Annotated in this window: 15 protein-coding genes and 1 tRNA gene; 8 read left to right on the top strand and 8 right to left on the bottom strand. The window is 74.0% G+C overall.

From position 1 onward, the window contains the following. Positions 1-97 precede the first annotated feature (97 nt). From AY578_RS11925 to AY578_RS11905, 5 genes are all read left to right on the top strand, one after another. A complete protein-coding gene (locus tag AY578_RS11925) occupies positions 98-955 on the top strand; it encodes a maleate cis-trans isomerase family protein (protein ID WP_019525150.1) in 858 nt (285 codons plus the stop codon). Continuing rightward, complete coding sequence (locus AY578_RS11920; RefSeq protein ID WP_161107393.1) at positions 952-1,683, top strand: maleate cis-trans isomerase family protein; 732 nt, start codon at positions 952-954, stop codon at positions 1,681-1,683. The genes AY578_RS11925 and AY578_RS11920 overlap by 4 nt, the downstream gene beginning before the upstream one ends. Positions 1,684-1,951: 268 nt before the next feature. After that, positions 1,952-2,317, top strand: a complete 366-nt coding sequence (locus tag AY578_RS11915) for a DUF8844 domain-containing protein (RefSeq protein WP_019525152.1) — start codon at positions 1,952-1,954, stop codon at positions 2,315-2,317. A gap of 156 nt (positions 2,318-2,473) precedes the next feature. Beyond that, on the top strand, positions 2,474-3,058 hold the full coding sequence (locus AY578_RS11910; RefSeq protein WP_026243862.1) for a hypothetical protein: 585 nt from the start codon (positions 2,474-2,476) through the stop codon (positions 3,056-3,058). Beyond that, a tRNA-Lys gene (locus AY578_RS11905) sits at positions 3,049-3,122 on the top strand. The genes AY578_RS11910 and AY578_RS11905 overlap by 10 nt, the downstream gene beginning before the upstream one ends. Before the next feature lie 199 nt (positions 3,123-3,321). On the opposite strand, the gene AY578_RS11900 is transcribed toward AY578_RS11905, so the two are convergent. After that, on the bottom strand, positions 3,322-4,560 hold the full coding sequence (locus AY578_RS11900; RefSeq protein WP_078504591.1) for a M6 family metalloprotease domain-containing protein: 1,239 nt from the start codon (positions 4,558-4,560) through the stop codon (positions 3,322-3,324). Between the two features lie 441 nt (positions 4,561-5,001). Here AY578_RS11900 and AY578_RS11895 point away from each other — a divergent pair, with 441 nt between their 5' ends. Further along, a complete protein-coding gene (locus tag AY578_RS11895) occupies positions 5,002-6,945 on the top strand; it encodes a putative bifunctional diguanylate cyclase/phosphodiesterase (RefSeq protein WP_037953126.1) in 1,944 nt (647 codons plus the stop codon). On the opposite strand, the gene AY578_RS11890 is transcribed toward AY578_RS11895, so the two are convergent. From AY578_RS11890 to AY578_RS11870, 5 genes are all read right to left on the bottom strand, one after another. After that, positions 6,921-8,054, bottom strand: coding sequence for an LLM class flavin-dependent oxidoreductase (locus tag AY578_RS11890; RefSeq protein ID WP_258902342.1), 1,134 nt, complete (start codon positions 8,052-8,054; stop codon positions 6,921-6,923). The genes AY578_RS11895 and AY578_RS11890 overlap by 25 nt on opposite strands. Positions 8,055-8,320: 266 nt before the next feature. After that, the gene (locus AY578_RS11885; protein WP_258902341.1) at positions 8,321-9,670 is read right to left on the bottom strand and encodes an AAA domain-containing protein; all 1,350 of its coding nucleotides are present in this window, start codon (positions 9,668-9,670) and stop codon (positions 8,321-8,323) included. Further along, the gene (locus AY578_RS11880) at positions 9,667-11,268 is read right to left on the bottom strand and encodes an amino acid adenylation domain-containing protein (protein WP_215188762.1); all 1,602 of its coding nucleotides are present in this window, start codon (positions 11,266-11,268) and stop codon (positions 9,667-9,669) included. The genes AY578_RS11885 and AY578_RS11880 overlap by 4 nt, the downstream gene beginning before the upstream one ends. Then, a complete protein-coding gene (locus tag AY578_RS11875; protein WP_019525159.1) occupies positions 11,259-12,407 on the bottom strand; it encodes a hypothetical protein in 1,149 nt (382 codons plus the stop codon). The genes AY578_RS11880 and AY578_RS11875 overlap by 10 nt, the downstream gene beginning before the upstream one ends. After that, positions 12,358-13,311, bottom strand: coding sequence for a phosphatase PAP2 family protein (locus AY578_RS11870; RefSeq protein ID WP_019525160.1), 954 nt, complete (start codon positions 13,309-13,311; stop codon positions 12,358-12,360). Before AY578_RS11870 ends, AY578_RS11875 begins: the two co-directional genes overlap by 50 nt. A gap of 185 nt (positions 13,312-13,496) precedes the next feature. Between AY578_RS11870 and AY578_RS11865 the strand changes: the two genes are divergently transcribed. Continuing rightward, positions 13,497-14,093, top strand: coding sequence for a histidine phosphatase family protein (locus tag AY578_RS11865; RefSeq protein WP_258902340.1), 597 nt, complete (start codon positions 13,497-13,499; stop codon positions 14,091-14,093). Positions 14,094-14,117: 24 nt separating this feature from the next. Here AY578_RS11865 and AY578_RS11860 read toward each other — a convergent pair whose 3' ends face one another. Together AY578_RS11860 and AY578_RS11855 are read right to left on the bottom strand one after the other, a co-directional pair. Beyond that, entirely contained in the window at positions 14,118-14,594 is a 477-nt protein-coding gene (locus tag AY578_RS11860) for a TetR family transcriptional regulator (protein WP_234008016.1), read from the bottom strand. 93 nt (positions 14,595-14,687) lie between these two features. After that, a complete protein-coding gene (locus tag AY578_RS11855) occupies positions 14,688-16,142 on the bottom strand; it encodes an NsdA family TPR-like regulatory protein (protein WP_215188760.1) in 1,455 nt (484 codons plus the stop codon). A 287-nt stretch (positions 16,143-16,429) separates the two neighbouring features. Between AY578_RS11855 and AY578_RS11850 the strand changes: the two genes are divergently transcribed. Continuing rightward, a complete protein-coding gene (locus tag AY578_RS11850; protein WP_037778713.1) occupies positions 16,430-16,816 on the top strand; it encodes a hypothetical protein in 387 nt (128 codons plus the stop codon). The last annotated feature ends 25 nt before the right edge of the window (positions 16,817-16,841 follow it).

The raw sequence follows: 16,841 nt of genomic DNA, 5'->3' as shown, positions 1-16,841 counted from the left end.
GGATTGACCGCGCCCCTACCCGAACCTACCGTCGTCGACACGGGTCTTTCCGCGTTCCTTCGTGTGCTCGTCTCCCAGCGTGAGGCCGGTGCCTGGCATGGACGTCTCCCTTCTCGGCGGCCCGAGCCCGCAGCGCGGGGTCGGGGTGGTGGCACCCTTCGACTTCGCGCTGGACCGGGAGCTGTGGCGCTGGATCCCGGACGGCGTCTCCCTGCACGTCACGCGTACCCCGTACGTGCCCGTCGAGGTCAGTCTCGATCTGGCCAGGCTGGTCAGCGAGCACGAGACGCTGGGCGACGCGGTCCGCACCCTCACCGCTGTCGCCCCCGAGGTCGTCGCCTACGCCTGCACCTCCGGCAGCTTCGTCGGCGGGATCGTCGGCGAACGCGCCATGTGCGAGGCGATGAGCCGGGCCGGGGCGGTCCCCGCGATCACCACCTCGGGCGCGCTCCTCGAAGCCCTCGTCGAGCTGGACGTCCGCCGGGTCGCGCTCGTCACCCCGTACACGGTCTCGGTCACCCGGGCGCTGGAGACCTACGTGGCGCGGGCGGGCGTCACCGTCACCGGCTGCGCGTACATGGGGCTGACCCGGCACATCTGGAAGGTCACCTACCGCGAGGTGGTGGACATGGCCCGGCAGGCGGTCCGCGACCGGCCCGGCACGGCCGACGCGCTGTTCCTCTCCTGCACCAACCTGCCGACGTACGAGGTGATCCCCCAGCTGGAGGCAGAACTGCGCATACCGGTCATCTCGGCCAACCAGGTGACCATGTGGGCGGCGCTGCGCCGATTGGGTACCCGGGCGGTGGGACCGTATCAGGCGCTGATCGACGCGTCCGCACGCCCCGGGACCGTCACGCCGGGCCAGGCGCCGACCGTACTGCCCGGCCAGGCGGCGCCAGGACCGGTGCTGCCGGACGCACCCGGAGAGAAGCAGCAGGAAGGCTGGACATGACCGCACTGGGATTCCTCTACCCCGGCCACTCCGCGGAGGACGAGTATCCGCGCATCGAGCTCTTGCTGGGCGGCGACATCCGCGTGGACCTGGTGCACACGGACATCGGCGAGGACGCGCACCGGGTGGACGCGCTGCGCGAGATGGGCTCGCCCGAGCGGTTGGCGGCCGGCCTGGAGGAACTGCGCCTGGCCGGCGCCGAGGCCGTGGTGTGGGCGTGCACCAGCGGCAGCTTCGTGCTCGGCTGGGACGGCGCCCGCGACCAGGTGCGCCGGCTCGCCCTCGCCGCGGGCATGCCCGCCTCCTCCACCTCTTTCGCCTTCGTCAACGCGATGCGCGAGATCGGGGTGCGCAGGGTCGCCGTCGGCGCGACCTACCCCGAGGACGTCGCGAAGCTGTTCGCGGACTTCCTGCGGGCCGGGGGAGCGGAAGTCACCGGGGTGCACAGCTCGGGCATCGTCACGGCCGCCGAGGTCGGCACCTGGGGCGAACGGGAGCTGTTCGCGCTGGCCCGCGCCGCCGACACCGCCGACGCGGAGGCGCTGCTCCTGCCGGACACCGCCCTGCACACCGTCGCCCACATCCCCGCCCTGGAGAAGGAGCTGGGCAAGCCGGTCCTCACCGCCAACCAGGTCTCCGTCTGGGAGTGCCTGCGCCTCACCGACCGCCGCGTCAACGCGCCCCGACTGGGCGCCCTCTTCACCCGGGAGCCGGTCGTCCAGGTGTGACGCGTCCGCAGGCCCCTGCAGGGATCTGCAGGGATGAGCAGGGACGTGAGGAACGCCACCGACATCGACGTACGCCCTTCCACGCGCCCGGAGCGCGTCCCGTCGCCGTCTTTGTGCGCCCCGCGAGCTGGGTAGTCACCGGTCGGCGCGCCCGCACGGCCGGGGCCGGCCGGTCCCCGCGGGCCGGACGCCCTCTTGCGGGGGCGCGGGACAATGGACGGTGGCCCTCCGGTACCCGGGGGCCACCGCGACGTACGAAGGAGAAGTCATGGCGGAGCACACGCCGCGCCCGGACCAGCCGCGGCTACGCCCCGCGCCCCTGCTGTTCGAGCCCGCGCAGGCGGCCTCGGACCCCGAGCACTTCTTCGACCTGGAGTCGATCGAGGATCCGCGCGCGCTGCTCGAGCGGGCCACGGAGCTGACGCTCGCGTTCCGGGCCGCCGCGGACCGGGCGACGGAGTTCCAGGCGATGGCGGCGGCCCAGCTCGCCGACCCCCGGCGCTTCGACCGGCTGTCGACGGCGGACATCGCCGAGCGCGCCGAGTGGACCGAGGACTACGCGAAGAAGATGGTCGAGTTCGGCCGCGACCTGATGCGCGGCGGCGAGGGCCCGGGGCACGCCGACCCTGTGTGAGCCGCGCCGGCCCCTCCTGGCCTTCTGGTCGGCCTCCTGGGCCGTCGAACGCGTGCGGCATATGCCGGGCGGCAGGGTACGCGCCCGGCCGGCCTTTCGTCCCGGATTTCGGCAACTCTGCGGAAGCGTTCCCTCACGGCCCGTAGAAATATCTGTATGAGCAGCGCACCGAATGTCTCCGACGTCAGCGGTGTCACCCCGGACGGAGCCGCCTGGCTCGCCTCGGCCTCCGGCGCCGTCCGCTCCTTCGGCTGCGAGCGGCCGGACGCCCCGGTGGTCCTGCCCTGCGGCGTCGTCTTCGACGTGGTGAGCGTGCCCGCGATCTTCGGGCGCCGGATGCTGGACCGCCTGTGGAAGGAGGGGCCGGGCTCGGGCCCCGTCGCGGAGTACCGGGGCAGGATGCTGCTGTTCGGCGCCGTGGGCACGGCCCAGCGGCTGCCCGCCCTGCTGAGGTGGGAGGAGTGGGGCGCCCACGGCAGCCGCACGGACGGTGTCCCGCCCCTGCTGTGCCACGGCGCCGGCGACGCGGTGACCGTCCCCGCCCCGTCCGGGCCCGCCCGCTCCGACACGGGCTCCCCGGCCCGCTGGCTGGTCGCCCCCGACAGCCGCAGCCCCTGGCTGCCGGGCCCGGAGGTCCTGCTCTGGGCGGCGGTACGGGCGGCCAGGACGGCGGTGCGGATATCGATTTTTCCTCCCGCCGATCGTGGTGCTAATGTCTACGACGTCAGCAGGCGCCGCTAGCTCAGTTGGTTAGAGCAGCTGACTCTTAATCAGCGGGTCCGGGGTTCGAGTCCCTGGCGGCGCACAGACACGAAAAGCCCCTCGCGGAAGCGAGGGGCTTTTTCGCGTCTGCGCGACCTGCGGCCCCGCGGCGCGCTCCGGGCCCGCGGAGCCTCGCGGCGCGTGATCCCGGGGTGGGCGCCTGCACCGCCGTGATCGCCGGGCCATGCCCTCCGTGCCGGCTGCCGGCTGGAACAGGCGCCGCCGCCCAGGCGGAGTGTGCCTCAGGACGCCCGGGCCGCCCGCTCACCCGTGGTGATCTTGACCGTCCAGGCGCCGGACGGCGTGCGGCCCTCCACGTCGACGCGGACGGACTCGCCCGGGACCGTGAAGCTCTCGCCCAGGGCGACCGGGGCGTCCGCCAGCGGCGGATAGACCGAGTCCTCCCAGCACGCCTCGGTGCGCGGGTGGGCGTCGATCACCTCGACGGGGCCGCGGCCCGAGCGGGTGCCGCTGGACACCCGGTAGACCAGCACCCCCGGCCGGCAGGCCGCGCGGTCGTTGCCGACCGGGCTGCGCACCTCGAAGGCCAGGGCGGTGTCCGTGCCCGTGCGCACCACCGCCAGCTTGGTGCCGCGCCCCAGACCGAACGACGGCGCCCCGGCCGCGCCCGTCACCGGCGTACCCGGCGCCGCCTCCAGTGGCTCCAGCGTCAGCCGCACCGGACCGCCCTCCTGCACGCAGCGCACCTGCCGCGGCTCCAGCCAGCCCAGCTTCCATTTGTGCCAGCCGAACAGATCCGGGGCGAGAGCGAACTGGCTGCCCATCAGGTCCCAGTCCCCGACATGGGTGTCCCAGTCGCCCTTGCCGTCCACCGGCCGGTGGTACAGATCCGGCAGGTCGAAGACGTGCCCCGTCTCGTGCGCCAGCACCAGCCGGTCCGGTGGATGGTTCTCGAACACGGTGACCACCCGCCGGATGTCGGCGCCGTCCGCCCGCATCGGACGGTCCAGGTTCACCACCTTCGTGGCGTCGGAGTCCACCCCCGGCGCGTCCGGATCGGCGACGAAGTACACGATGTCGTAGCGCGAGTAGTCGACGTGCGGATCGGACGCGGCGAGCGCGTCCCGCAGGTAGGCCGCCCGGTGCGCCACCGTCCAGTCGCGCTGTATGGCGTACGACGTCGAGGGGCGCGGCATGCGGATCCACCGCTTCACCGGGTGCGCCCGCAGGCTGAACTTCCCGTACGAGGTCTGCTCGAAGAAGCGGCTCGTCATCGGGAAGTGGTCGGCGGCCAGTTCGTCCGGCGAGGTCAGCGGGCGCGAGTCGGGGAACGACAGGAAGACCATGACCGCGTCCAGCCGGCTGGAGGGGCGCGGATAGGCCGCGTTCCAGGTGTCCAGGCCCTCCGAGTGGTGGGCGTCGGTGCGGGTCAGCACGCACGGCTCCGCCGAGAACGGCTCGGGAGCCGACGGCACGCTCACCATGGACGTCGCCGCGAGCGCCGACATCGTCGTGCACATCGCCGCCGTGGTCCGCAGCCGGGGCCGGACACCCGAACGGCCGATCCTCCGCCGCAGTGCCTCACGACCGAGTCCTCTCGGGGTGAGCTGAGGCGGCACAAGGACCTCCGGGAGACGGTTCGCGGGACACCGCACCCAGAGTGAGATGATTTGTCGTACTACGGCCTGTTCAACTGCACCGGTCGGGTGAGAACAGCGGCGAAACGGGCGGGACCGCGCGCACCCCGCACCGCCCGCACTCACGGAACGTCACAACTGGTCGGAGCCTCGCAGAAGCCGTTCGCCCCCACGCAGAAACGATCTGGCAGAGATGCGGAACCGGCCCGGAGGCCGGACAGTGGCTGGAAGGGCCCGACGCGGGCCTCTATGATCGGCACACTTTCCGGATGCGGAAGGTGTTTTCCTGCCCGACAGCGAGCGAGTGCACTGCGGGAGCGAGTGGTGAGCGGAACGTCCGAAGGGCCGACGCCCGCGACTGAGCTCAACCGGCCGGTCGTCACGGAGAGTGAGATCCTGGCGGCTTCCGGTGCGGAGTCCTCCGAGCCTGTGGAGGCCGTCGAGCCTGTGGAGTCTGCCGAGTCGCTGGAGCCCGTCGAGCCACTGGAGCCGGCCGGCTCCGCCGAGCTCGCCGCCCCGCACTCGCCCGCGCCCCCGTCTTACCGCTCCGTCTTCACCGCCGCCCCGCTCGCCATGGCCGTCGTCGACCGCGAGGGCCTGGTCACCGGCGCCAACGCCGCCTTCGCCGACCTGCTGGGCCGCGACCAGGACAGCCTCGCCGGCGCCGTCGCCGCCGACCTGGTCGACCTCGCCTCCGACGCCCGCACCTGGCACGCCTACCGCGAACTCCTGCGCGGCCGCCGCGCCCGGCTGCGCTGCACCCGACGGCTGAAGCACCCCGAGGGGCACGCCCTGTGGGTGCGGGTCACGGTCGCCCCGCTGCCCCCCGACGACGGCGGCGTCCTCGTGTCCGTCGCCGACATCAGCGACCACCGCGCCCTCCAGGCCCGGCTGCGCCATCTCCGTATGCACGACCCGGTGACCCGGCTGCCCAACCGCACCCTGTTCTTCGAACGGCTGACCACCGCCCTGGAGGCGGAGTCGTACGCGGAGAGCGGCACCGGCCGGATCGGCGTCTGCTACCTCGACCTGGACGGCTTCAAGGCCGTCAACGACACCCTCGGCCATCGCGTCGGCGACCAGCTGCTCGCCGCGGTCGCCGACCGGCTCACCCGGTGCGCGCAGGACGCGGGCCGGGCCCGGGCCGGGATTCCGCTGGTCGCGCGGCTCGGCGGCGACGAGTTCGCCCTGCTGGTGGAGGACTCCACCGGCACCGAACAGCTCGCCGACCTCGCCGAGTCGCTGCTCGACGCGATCCAGGAGCCGTTCGACGTGTCCGGCCGCCGTCTGAAGGTGTCCGCCTCCATCGGCGTGGTCGAGCGGCACGCGGCGGGGACCACCCCCACCGCGCTGATGCAGGCCGCCGACACCACGCTGTACTGGGCGAAGGCCGACGGAAAGGCCCGCTGGACGCTGTTCGACCCCGAGCGCAACGCGTCCCGGGTCACCCGGCAGGCCCTCGCCTCCTCCCTCCGCCCGGCCATCGACCGCGGCGAGTTCGCCCTGGAGTACCAGCCGCTGGTCGGCATGGACGACGACCGCGTGCACGGCGTGGAGGCGCTGATCCGCTGGCACCACCCCCGCTTCGGCACGCTCACGCCGAATCGGTTCATCTCCCTTGCGGAGGAGGACGGTTCGATCGTGCCGCTCGGCCGCTGGGTACTGCGCACCGCCTGCCGGCAGGCGCGCGACTGGCAGACGCGGTACCCGGACGAACCGCCGATCTTCGTCAGCGTGAACGTGGCGGTCCGTCAGGTCTGGGACTCCGACCTGGTCGCGGACGTCGCCGACACCCTGGAGGAGACCGGGCTGCCCCCGCATCTGCTCCAGCTGGAGCTGACCGAGTCCGCGGTCATGGGCTCCTCGGGCCGCCCCCTGCAGGCGCTCAAAGCTCTCAGCGACATGGGCGTGCGCATCGCCATCGACGACTTCGGCACCGGCTACTCCAACCTCGCCTACCTCAGCAGGCTGCCGGTGTCGGTGCTGAAGCTCGACGGCTCCTTCGTCCGCGGCTTCCAGATCGAGGACCGCGCCGCCAAGGGCAGCCCGGCGGACGAGGTCATCGTCGAGGCGATGGTCCAACTCGCCCACCGGCTGGGGCTGACCGTCACCGCGGAGTGCGTGGAGACCTCCGCGCAGGCCACCCGGCTGCGCCGGATCGGCTGCGACACCGGGCAGGGCTGGCTGTACTCACGGCCCGTCCCGCCCGACCGCATCTCCGAGCTCCTCGGCACTCCCGGCGTTCAGGCGGGCGTCGGCAACCCGTAGGCGTCCGCGATCAGTTCGTACGACCGCACCCGGACGTCACCGCCGTGGGCGTTGGCGGTGAGCATCAGCTCGTCGGCGCCGGTGCGCTTCTGCAGGTCGTCCAGGCCGGCCCGGACCTCGTCCGCCGTGCCGTGGATGACGTTGGCGTTCCAGGACTCCACGAACTCCCGCTCCATCGGGCTGAAGTCGTACGCCTCCGCCTCCTCCGGCGTGGGCACGAGCCCCGGGCGTCCGGTGCGCAGCCGCACCATGTTCAGCGCGGCGGCCAGCACCTGGCGGCGCGCCTCCTTCTCGTCGTTGGCGGCGAGCGCGGCGACCCCGATCAGCGCGTAGGGCGCGTCGAGCACCTCGCTCGGCCGGAAGCTCTCCCGGTACAGGTCGAGCGCCGGGACCGTGTTCTGCGCGGAGAAGTGGTGGGCGAAGGCGAACGGCAGACCGAGCATGCCGGCCAGCCGGGCGCTGAACCCGGAGGAGCCGAGCAGCCACACCGGCGGCCGGTGCGGGGACTGCACCCCGCCGGGCGAGGTGGCCTGCACCGGTCCGGGCACGGCGTGGATCCGCCGGTACGGGTGCCCGTCGGGGAAGTCGTCGTCCAGGAACCGGGTCAGCTCGGCGAGCTGCTGCGGGAAGTCGTCGGCGCCCTCGTTCAGCCGGTCGGTGCGGCGCAGGGCGGCGGCGGTGGCGCCGTCGGTGCCGGGCGCCCGCCCGAGCCCGAGGTCGATCCGCCCCGGCGCCATGGCCTCCAGCGTGCCGAACTGCTCGGCGATCACGAGGGGCGCGTGGTTGGGCAGCATCACACCGCCCGACCCGAGCCGGATCCGCTCCGTGTACGCGGCCAGGTGCGCGAGGATCACCGCAGGCGAGGAGGAGGCCACGCCCGGCATGGAGTGGTGCTCGGCCACCCAGTACCGGTGGAACCCGCGCGCCTCGGCGAGCTTCGCCAGCTCCACACTGGTCCGCAACGCGTCGGACGCGGTCCGCCCGGCCCCCACGGTCACCAGATCCAGCACGGAGAGGGGCACGGGGGCGGTGCCGTGTGTCGTGCCCCTGATCTCGTCGCCTGCGGTCACGTGGGTGCCTCCTGTCGAACGTCCTCGCACTCGGTGCATGTGCGGTGGGAGGAACAGGGGGTGGTCCCCGGTTATTCCCGCGGGCCTGCTCGCCCGTCGGCTCAACACCCCGTGCCGCGGGGTGCCTCCGGGGCACACCACGTGACTCTCCGTGGCGGACCAGTCACAGTTAGTCACGAAGTCGCGCTCTCGCGCTCCGGGCCCCATTCCTGGGACTCCGCGGACCGTGCACTGACGGCAGCGTCGTCATCGCCGCAGCTTGGCTCAGGACGAAACGCGCCCGGTCCTGACATCCAGGACGCTTCTCAGGGTTGCCACGCCACCCTGTGCTCCGCCAGATGCGACAGCACCGCGTGGTTCGCCTCCCAGCCGTCCGGGAACTTCACCAGGGTTCCCAGCTGGACCGGTTCCGTGGACGGGTAGTCGTCCAGGAGGTCCGTCACGCCCTCGCGGCAGACCACGATGCACGCGTGGCGGTGCCGGGAGGCCAGGACGCAGAGGCGGCCCGTCTCCAGGTGGAACGCCGTGGCGTCCGGGCGGCCGGACAACGGGTGGAGGACGACCGTGACGTCGTACTCGCGGCCCTGGAGGCGGTTCGCCGTGTCGACCGTCACGTCGCTCACACCCAGGTCCGCCAGCGCCGCACGGATCGCCGCCGCCTGGTCGCGGTGGGCCGTGCCGACCGCGACGCGGTCCGCGGTGAGCGGGACCGGGTCGGGGGAGCGCTCGGAGACCGCCGCGCCGCCCCGGTCCAGCAGCCGGCGCACCACCTGGGCGACCGCCCCCACCGTCTCCGGGTCGGTGCGCGGGGTGTGGCGGGCGGGCAGCTCCAGCAGGCCCCAGCCGGACTCGGCGGCCTCGTCGATCACCCGGTCCGGGCCCGATCCGTCCGACGGGACGGCCAGGGTCAGGGCGCGGTCGCCGTGGTCCGTGCCGCTGCGGAACGGCGTGAACGGGTAGAACGCGTCCGACACCAGCGGCGCCGCCGAGGCGGGCAGCCGCCAGGACACCGGAAGCCGGTGCTGCGGCAGGTCGGGGTTGTGCGCCAGCAGGGTCGTCACGGCCGAGCCCGACGGGTCGTACGACAGGCCCGCCCACTGCTCGGCGCCCACGATGGAGAACGGGTCCAGCTGACCCGGGTCGCCCACGAACAGCGCCCGCTCGAACAGCCCGGCCACCGCGAGCAGCGCGTCCGAGCGCATCTGGTACGCCTCGTCGACGATCGCGTGCTGCCACGGCTCCACGTTCTTCACGTGCGCCCACTTCGCCGCCGTCGACAGCACCACCGGCAGCCCTGCCAGGTCCGCCGCCTTCGCCGACGTGCGCACCTGGTCGAGCCCGTCGAGCGCCTTGTCGTACGGGTCGGTGTCGCTGCTGTGCAGGCGGCCCACCGGCAGGTCGGGGTTCTTCTCGGCGAGACGCAGCACCAGGTCGTCCACCTGCGCGTTCGTCTGCGCGACCACCATCAGCGGGCGGCCCGCCTCCGCCAGCTCCAGCGCCGCGCGCACCACCAGCGTGGACTTGCCGGCGCCGGGCGGGGAGTCGACGACGACACCGCGCGCGGCGCCGTGGAGCGTGTCGTGGAGGATCGCGTCCGTGGCGCGGGCGGCCGCGGAGCCGGGGTCGAACACCGTCTCCTCGACAGGGGCGGTCACAGCACGTCCTCCTCGGTCACCGGGTCGGCGGGCTCGGGGGCGGGCTCCTCACCGGGCGGCCCGCCGTGGGTCCACGGCGTCTCCTCCGGGTCGGGCAGCTTCGCGCCGCCGCGCGGCTCGTGCTCGAAGAGCGTGAAGCACAGCCGGTCGCCCTTCTCCGGCACCGACCCGGGCTCCGGCTCCTTGCCCCGCCCCATCTTGTCCATGATCCGCAGCACCAGCAGACCGTCGTCGGGGCCCGCCGCGTATTCCACGAACTCCGCCGTCTGCGGCTTCCCGCCCAGCGAGCGGTACGCCTTCACCCGCTCGCCCAGGTGCGGCCGGTCGTCCGTGCGGACCGTGACCAGCGGGCGCGGGCTCGGCCGCTTGCTCTCGCTGTACGCCATCACCACGTCGACGACCTCCCCGGCGAACGCCTCACCGGACAGCCGCCGGGCCGCCATCACCAGCGGGTCGTCGAGCGCCTCCTGCGCCTCGAGACGCGCCTGCTCCCGCTCGCGGGCCGCCAGCTTGTTCGCCGCCGTCACCGCGTCGTCGCGGCGCGGCTGCGGCGGCTCCCCGGCCGCCACCCGGTCCCGGTGGCTCGTGAAAGACCAGCGGTCGCGCGTCCAGCGCTCCTCCACGCGCGCGCCCTCCGGCAGCTCCCGCAGCAGGTCCAGGCCGCGCCACACCGCGTCCCAGGTAGGCCGCGTGCGGCTCTCCACCAGGGCGCGGATCTCCCGCTCGGCGGCGGTCAGCGCGCCCAGCCGGTCGTCGGCCTCCACACCGTCCTCGGCGGCGGCCAGCGCCGTACGCGCGCGGTCGTAGCGCTCGATGGCGGGGGCGAGCAGCTTGTTGTCGAACGCCGGGTCGGTGGCCGGGCCCGCGGGCGGGCACACCAGTTGCCCGTCGGCGCCCCGCGCCAGCTCCGCCTCCTCGGCGGCCTCCGCACCGGAGCGGCCCTCGGGCGGGTCGATCCAGGCGAGCAGTGCCCCCAGGTGCTGGTCCTCCAGCGTGGACTGGCCGGTCGCCCAGTGCCGGCCCAGCACGTCGGTCATGGCGAGCAGCAGGCAGGAGCCGGGCACCCGGGCCCGCTCCCCGAAGTGCGTGAGCCACCGGCCGAGCAGCGGCACCCGGGGCGGCGCGGGGAACGGCGTCTCCGGGTCCTGCTCCGCGGTGCGCCGGAACCGCATGGACCGGCCGAGCAGCCGTACGAGGTCGACGCCGGCCCGGCTGGGCACGATCAGCTGCGGCGCGTCCGCGCACAGTTCGACCTCGACCTTGACCCGCTTGCCGGTCTCCGGGTCGGTCTCCGAGCGCTCGGCCGCCTCCACGGCGTCCGCGAACCTGTCCACGTACGGCAGGACGACGTCCGCCAGCTCGGCGAGGAACGCGAACCGCAGCTCGCGGTCGCGCGGCTGCGGCACCACAAGGAGCCGCGGCGCGTCCCGGTCGGTGCCCACCAGCGCGCCGAGCGGGGCGCCCGCCTCACCGGCGGTGATGAGCGGCACGAACACCAGCGGCCGCTCGGACAGATGCCGGTGCCGGACGGTCGCGGCGGGCTGCGCGCGGCCGGTGTCGACCGCCTCGAGCCGGGCGAGGGTGGAGATCAGCGACACCCGGCCACCTCCCGGGCCTCCTCGGCGGCGGATGCGAGCGCCTCCGCGCGCAGGGCGGCGGCCCGGCGCAGTGCGGCCACCGCCGGGTCGTCGGGGTCGCCCGCCTCGCCGCGGGCCGCCGCCAGCACGTCCCCGACGGTCGTCAGACCGCCCAGCTCGGCCCGCACCGGGCGGCCCAGGGCGGTCACGGCACCGGCCGCGCGGGAGCGGTCACGGCAGTGGAAGGCCAGCTCGCACGCGGAGAGGCACTCCGGCGCGTAGGTCGCCGGGACCGCCTCCACGGCCTGTTCGAGCTGCTCGGCGGGCAGTTCGGGGGAGAAGCAGACGCCCTCGGGGAGGGTGTCGGCGATCTCCTCGATGCGGGTGAGCCGGGCCAGCTGGCGCGCGGTCACCGCGCGCTGCTTGCGCACGTCCACGGCGGAGGCGGTGGGCAGGTTGGAGAAGTCCTTCGGGCACACCAGCAGCACACGGTGACGCACCCGGGGCGGCGGGTCGAGCCGCTCGGCCACCCGCTCCAGCGCCAGCACGTACACCGCGGCCTGGCGGGCGGCCGCGCCGACCTTCGCCGGGTCGGCGGCGCCGTCCAGCATGGGGAACGACTTGATCTCCACGACGGTCCAGCTGCCGTCGGGGTGCACCACCACCGCGTCCGGCTCCAGGAACGCGGGGGAGCCCGCCACATCGAGGGCGAGCATCGGATGGTCCAGCAGCGTCCAGACGCCGGGCTCGGCGGCGGCCTCGCGCAGCGCCAGCTCCGTACGCCCCGTGCGGCCCTCGGGGCCTTGCGCGGTGAGGTCGGGCACGCGCGCCTCGGCGGGCGGCTCGGCGCCGCGGTCCAGCTTCTCGTGGGCGAGGCGCAGCAGTTCGGTGCCGCCGTCGGCCTTGACCTTCGCCTCGAAGGCGTTGCCCCGGACGAACGCGAACTGCGACTGGCCGAAGACCGAGGGCGAGCCCAGCGCGCTCGCCAGCGCCGCCTTGTCCACCCCGGCGCCGTCGAGGATCGCGCGCCGTCTGCAGCCCGGGTTGGCGGCGAGGGCGGCCAGGGCGCGCGCGTCCAGCGCCTTGGCCTGTGTGTCGGGACCGCGCAGCTCAGCGAGCCGGTGCCGGAGCCCCTTCTCCGGCGTCCGTGGGGGAGGCACCCGGTTCGGCTCCGTACCGCGGCTCGGGCTGCCGCTGCCGTGGAATTCGCTCACCCGCGGAAGTCTGGCATCCGTCACTGACAATCGCGGCATCCGTGCCGGACGAGACCGCCGGGACGGCCGTCGCGCCGATCCGGAAGCGGGCCTTGAGGGCGTCCGCGGACCGCGTCACGTACGGGGCGAGCACATAGCCTGCGCCCATCACGGCGGCGCCCGCGACCGCGTCGAGGAAGTAGTGGTTCGCCGTTCCCATCACCACGATCGTGGTGACCAGCGGATAGACGACCGCGGCCGTCCTGGCCCAGCGGCCGCGCCCGTACTTCCAGAGGATCACGCCGCACCACAGCGCCCATCCCACGTGCAGGCTGGGCATCGCCGCGTACTGGTTGGTCATGCCACCGAGGCCGCGCGGGGCGCTGGCCTCGCCGCCCCACCAGCCCCACGAGCTGTAGTGGGCCATCGTGTCGACGAAGCCGTGGCTCGCGTCGAGCAGCCGGGGCGGGCAGGTGGGCAGCAGGGTGAAGCCGATGAGGCCGATGAACGTCGACGTCATCAGCCAGGTCCTGGCCGCCCGGTAGCGCACCGCCCGGGAGCGGAACAGCCACACGAGGAGCGCCGGGGTGACGAGGTAGTGCAGGGAGGCGTACCAGAAGTCGGCGGGTATGCCGATCCACGGTTCGCGGGTGAACAGGCGGTTCAGCGGGTGTTCGGCGTTGAGGTACAACGCCTTTTCCATGCGCAGCAGCGCCAGGCCGTGGTCGACCGCGTCGGCGACGTCGCCGCGGACGACGAGCCGTCCCGCGGAGTAGCAGGCGTACACGAGGAGGATGAGCGGCAGCTCCGTCCACCAGCGCATCCGGGTCGCCGGGACCGCCTCGGTGCCCGGTGTCTCGGTGTGCGGCATCCGATCGCTCCCCCTCGTCCTCGTGCTGTCCTGGTCGGCGGCCAGCCACTCTACGGTGTGTGCGCGTCTTCCCGCGTACACGTCTTCGGAACCGGATAGACGCCTGGATCGCCCCCCGGGTTGCCCGCGACCAGGGTGAGCGATGATGGACGGGTTCCGCCTGTGACATTCCCGGAAGGTTCCCCATGGCTCCGCGCATCCTGCTGGCCCGGCACGGACAGACCGCGTGGTCGTTGTCCGGAAAGCACACCGGCAGGACCGACGTGCCGTTGCTGGAGGAGGGCCGCCAGGGGGCGAAGCTGCTGGGCGAGCGGCTGCACCGGCCGCCGTACGACGGGCTGCCGGACGTCGAGGTGCGCACCAGCCCGCTGTCCCGCGCGCGGGAGACCTGTGAGCTGGCCGGCTTCGGCGACCGCGCCGAGCACTGGGACGCGCTCCTGGAGTGGGACTACGGCGCCTACGAGGGCATGACCCCGGCGGAGATCCAGGCGGTGCGCCCGGGCTGGCTCATCTGGCGCGACGGGGTCCCGGAGGGCGAGACGCTCGCCGAGATGACGGCCCGCGCGGACGAGGTGGTCGCCTGGGCCCGCTCCGCCGACCGTGACGTGCTGGTCTTCGCGCACGGCCACATCCTGCGCTCCATAGGCGCCCGCTGGCTGGGCCTGCCGCTGGACTTCGCGGCCCGTATCCGCCTCAACCCGACGTCCCTGTCGGTCCTGGGCTGGGCGTACGGCGAACCGGCCGTGGAGAGCTGGAACGACGTGGGGCACCTCGTCCCCTGACGCACCCGTGCGTCTACGCGCGCGTCACGCGCGTGATGTGACGGCGCCCGCTGTGAGCAACGACTCGACGCCGTTCAGGAAGGTCTCGCAGACCAGTTCGGGGTCGAAGAGGCAGCCGGCCGCCATCGCGCCGTCCCTGAGCATCACGAAGTGCCGTCCCGCCGCGTCGGCGGGCTCGAGGCCCGCCCGGCCGAGCAGCTCCGTGACGGTCTCCAGGAACCACTCCCGGTGCGCCAGCACGGCCCGGTGCACGGGGTGGTCCGGGTCGGGGTACTCCGCCACCGCGTTGAGGAACGCGCAGCCGCGGAAGCCGGGGGAGCGGATGCCGTCGGCGATGGCCCGCGCGACCGCCCGTACGTCGTCCTCAGGCGAGACGTCCGGCGACAGGGCGCCGGTGATCTGCGCGCGCATGCCCTGGTCCGCCTCGCCGAGATAGGCGAGGACCAGCTCCTTAGGCGTGTTCTTCCTCGTCTCCGCCCTCCGCCTGGGCCGCGCCGCCAAGGGCGCGTGACCCGGCCCGGACACCGCGGGGCCCCGCCGGCGTTCCCCCTGCGCCGGCGGGGCCCCGCGGCCCGTGTCCCGTGTCCCGTGCGGTCAGACCATGCGCGGCAGCGAGGCGTGGCGGTCCAGGAAGTCCGAGACGCCGGACGTACGGCGGTGCGGCAGCAGCACGCGCGAGGTGCCGGAGAGCATCGAGCGGACGCGGGACGACTGGACCTCGCCCAGCAGGTCCAGGGCGCGCATCCCGGCCTGCGCGGCCTCCTCGGGATGCCCGCCGCGGGCCAGGTCGTCGGCCAGCTCCGCCGTGTACAGCGCGATGTTGCGGGTGAAGTGCGGGTCCTGGAGCTCCGCCGCCCGCCGGGCGTGCCGCGCCGCGCGCGTCCAGTCGCCCAGCGTGGACCAGCACTGCGCCTCCAGACCCTCCAGCTCGGCCTCCCCGTAGAACGTCATCCACTCGGGATCCGCCTCCGCGGGACCGCGGCCGAAGTACGCGTGGGCCCGGGCCAGCGCCTGCTCGCACCCCGTGCGGTCGGCGAGCCCGGCCCAGCCGCCGGCCTCGCGCAGCGCCAGCAGCGACATCAGCCGGGACGAGCCGAGCGACCGCGCCGCCCGCTGCGCCGCCTGCGCCGCCCGCACCGCCTCCCGGGGGCGGCCCGCGTCCCGGGCGAGGAACGCCGTGTTGCAGAACGCGTGCGCCTCCAGCGCCGCGTCACCCGTCACCCGGGCGGTCGCCAGCGCCTCCGCGTAGTGCGAGCGGGCGTCGTCGAAGCGGCCCGAGTCGTGCGCCAGCCAGCCCACCGAGATGGCCAGCTCCCCGGCGCCCGCGTACAGCCGGTCCGCCGTGCGCTGCCGGGTCGTCCCGGCCTCCAGCAGTTCGTACGCGGCCCGCAGCGGGGCAGCCGCACGGCGGTAGAGCCCGTCCGCCCCGTGACGGTCGTCGAGCACCCGGATCCGGCGTACGGCCTCCTCCAGGGCGCAGGCGTCCGACGTCCCCGCACGGCGCACCGGGCGCTGTGCCGCCGAAGCCTCCGGGGCGAGCCCGTACGGGCTCAGGGCGGCGGCCACCGTGGCGCCACCGCCGGTCATGAATGCGCGACGCAGCACGTCGCTCTCCTCGTGGTCGTGCGGGTCGTACTCGTCGTACGGGTCGAACCTGCTGTGCGTCTCATACGGCTCGCACGCCCCGCTGGTCTCACTCGTGGCGTTCGCCGGGTTCTCGGGACGGGCCGCGGGCTGGTCCCCGGCGGCCCGGATCCGGCGCCCGCGGACCGACGAGCGGGCCGCGAAGCCCAGGTCGGTCAGCGTGCGGCCGGGGAACATGTGCAGGAAGACCCGTTCGTAGGCGTAGTTGGGGCAGCGGATCTCGCCCGCCTCCACCCGGTGCACGTACCGCGCGTCACAGCTCACCCGCTCGCCGATCTCGCGGGCGGCCCGCCGTACCGCCGCGGCGAACTCGGCCGGCGAGCGCGAACCGCGCAGTTGCCGGAAGACGAGATTCGGCCGCGGTGGCCGAGCTGGCTGGGACGAGGGCACCGTTGACGACGCCATGGCCGGGTCCTCTCTGCGAACCGTCGAACCATGCCGGGAACGGGGCGGCTTGTCCGAGTGCCACCCTGTTTCCGGCGGGCATGAACGTACCTGCTGTGACGAGCTGGGTACGCTGAGTTTGGCTACATGCCGGACATGTCGTCCGCGATCTGCCATGAAGTGCCATCCTTTGCGGCGGACTTCCGGCGTAGCCCTTGACGGCGCGGCTCGTTGGACTTCGTGGAACGGGAGCCCCCCCGACTCCCGCCCCTCGTCCGAGCGTGATCCGTGTGGTGGAGGCCGGGATGATGACGACCAGCCGGAACAACGACCCCCTTGAACCCGCAGCACCGGACTGGGACGTGGTCACCGTCCCGGCCCGGCAGGGACTCGAGGCGGTGGACATCCTGCGGCGGGGAGCCGGGGACGCGGTGGGTCCGGTGCTGCACGACGGCGGCTGCGGCACCCTGGGCTTCCTGGTGCCGCCCGGCACCGCCGCCGCGTGGGACGTCCCCGGCAGCGTCTGCACGGAGACCGACGGCCGCGGCATCTGTCTGATGCCCGACCGCCCGGCGGAGGACTCCGACTGGCTGGTGCCGCCCGGCGAGGCCGACCTGGCGACCGATCCCGCGGTGCTGCGCGAGGCCCTCGGTCAGGCCCAGCGGATGATCGAGGCGGCGGACAGCTGCCGTTGAGCGCCCGGGCGGCCGGGGAGCGGCC

Source organism: Streptomyces thermocarboxydus, from assembly GCF_024760485.1.
Lineage (GTDB): Bacteria > Actinomycetota > Actinomycetes > Streptomycetales > Streptomycetaceae > Streptomyces > Streptomyces cellulosae.
This window is presented reverse-complemented; position numbering and strand designations above follow the sequence as displayed.

Bases quoted from the DNA above. Each gene is read 5' to 3' on its own strand.
- AY578_RS11925 (WP_019525150.1), top strand. From the start codon at position 98: ATGGACGTCTCCCTTCTCGGCGGCCCGAGCCCGCAGCGCGGGGTCGGG.
- AY578_RS11920 (WP_161107393.1), top strand. From the start codon at position 952: ATGACCGCACTGGGATTCCTCTACCCCGGCCACTCCGCGGAGGACGAG.
- AY578_RS11915 (WP_019525152.1), top strand. From the start codon at position 1,952: ATGGCGGAGCACACGCCGCGCCCGGACCAGCCGCGGCTACGCCCCGCG.
- AY578_RS11910 (WP_026243862.1), top strand. From the start codon at position 2,474: ATGAGCAGCGCACCGAATGTCTCCGACGTCAGCGGTGTCACCCCGGAC.
- AY578_RS11900 (WP_078504591.1), bottom strand. From the start codon at position 4,560: ATGTGCACGACGATGTCGGCGCTCGCGGCGACGTCCATGGTGAGCGTG.
- AY578_RS11890 (WP_258902342.1), bottom strand. From the start codon at position 8,054: ATGCACCGAGTGCGAGGACGTTCGACAGGAGGCACCCACGTGACCGCA.
- AY578_RS11870 (WP_019525160.1), bottom strand. From the start codon at position 13,311: ATGCCGCACACCGAGACACCGGGCACCGAGGCGGTCCCGGCGACCCGG.
- AY578_RS11865 (WP_258902340.1), top strand. From the start codon at position 13,497: ATGGCTCCGCGCATCCTGCTGGCCCGGCACGGACAGACCGCGTGGTCG.
- AY578_RS11855 (WP_215188760.1), bottom strand. From the start codon at position 16,142: ATGGCGTCGTCAACGGTGCCCTCGTCCCAGCCAGCTCGGCCACCGCGG.
- AY578_RS11850 (WP_037778713.1), top strand. From the start codon at position 16,430: ATGACGACCAGCCGGAACAACGACCCCCTTGAACCCGCAGCACCGGAC.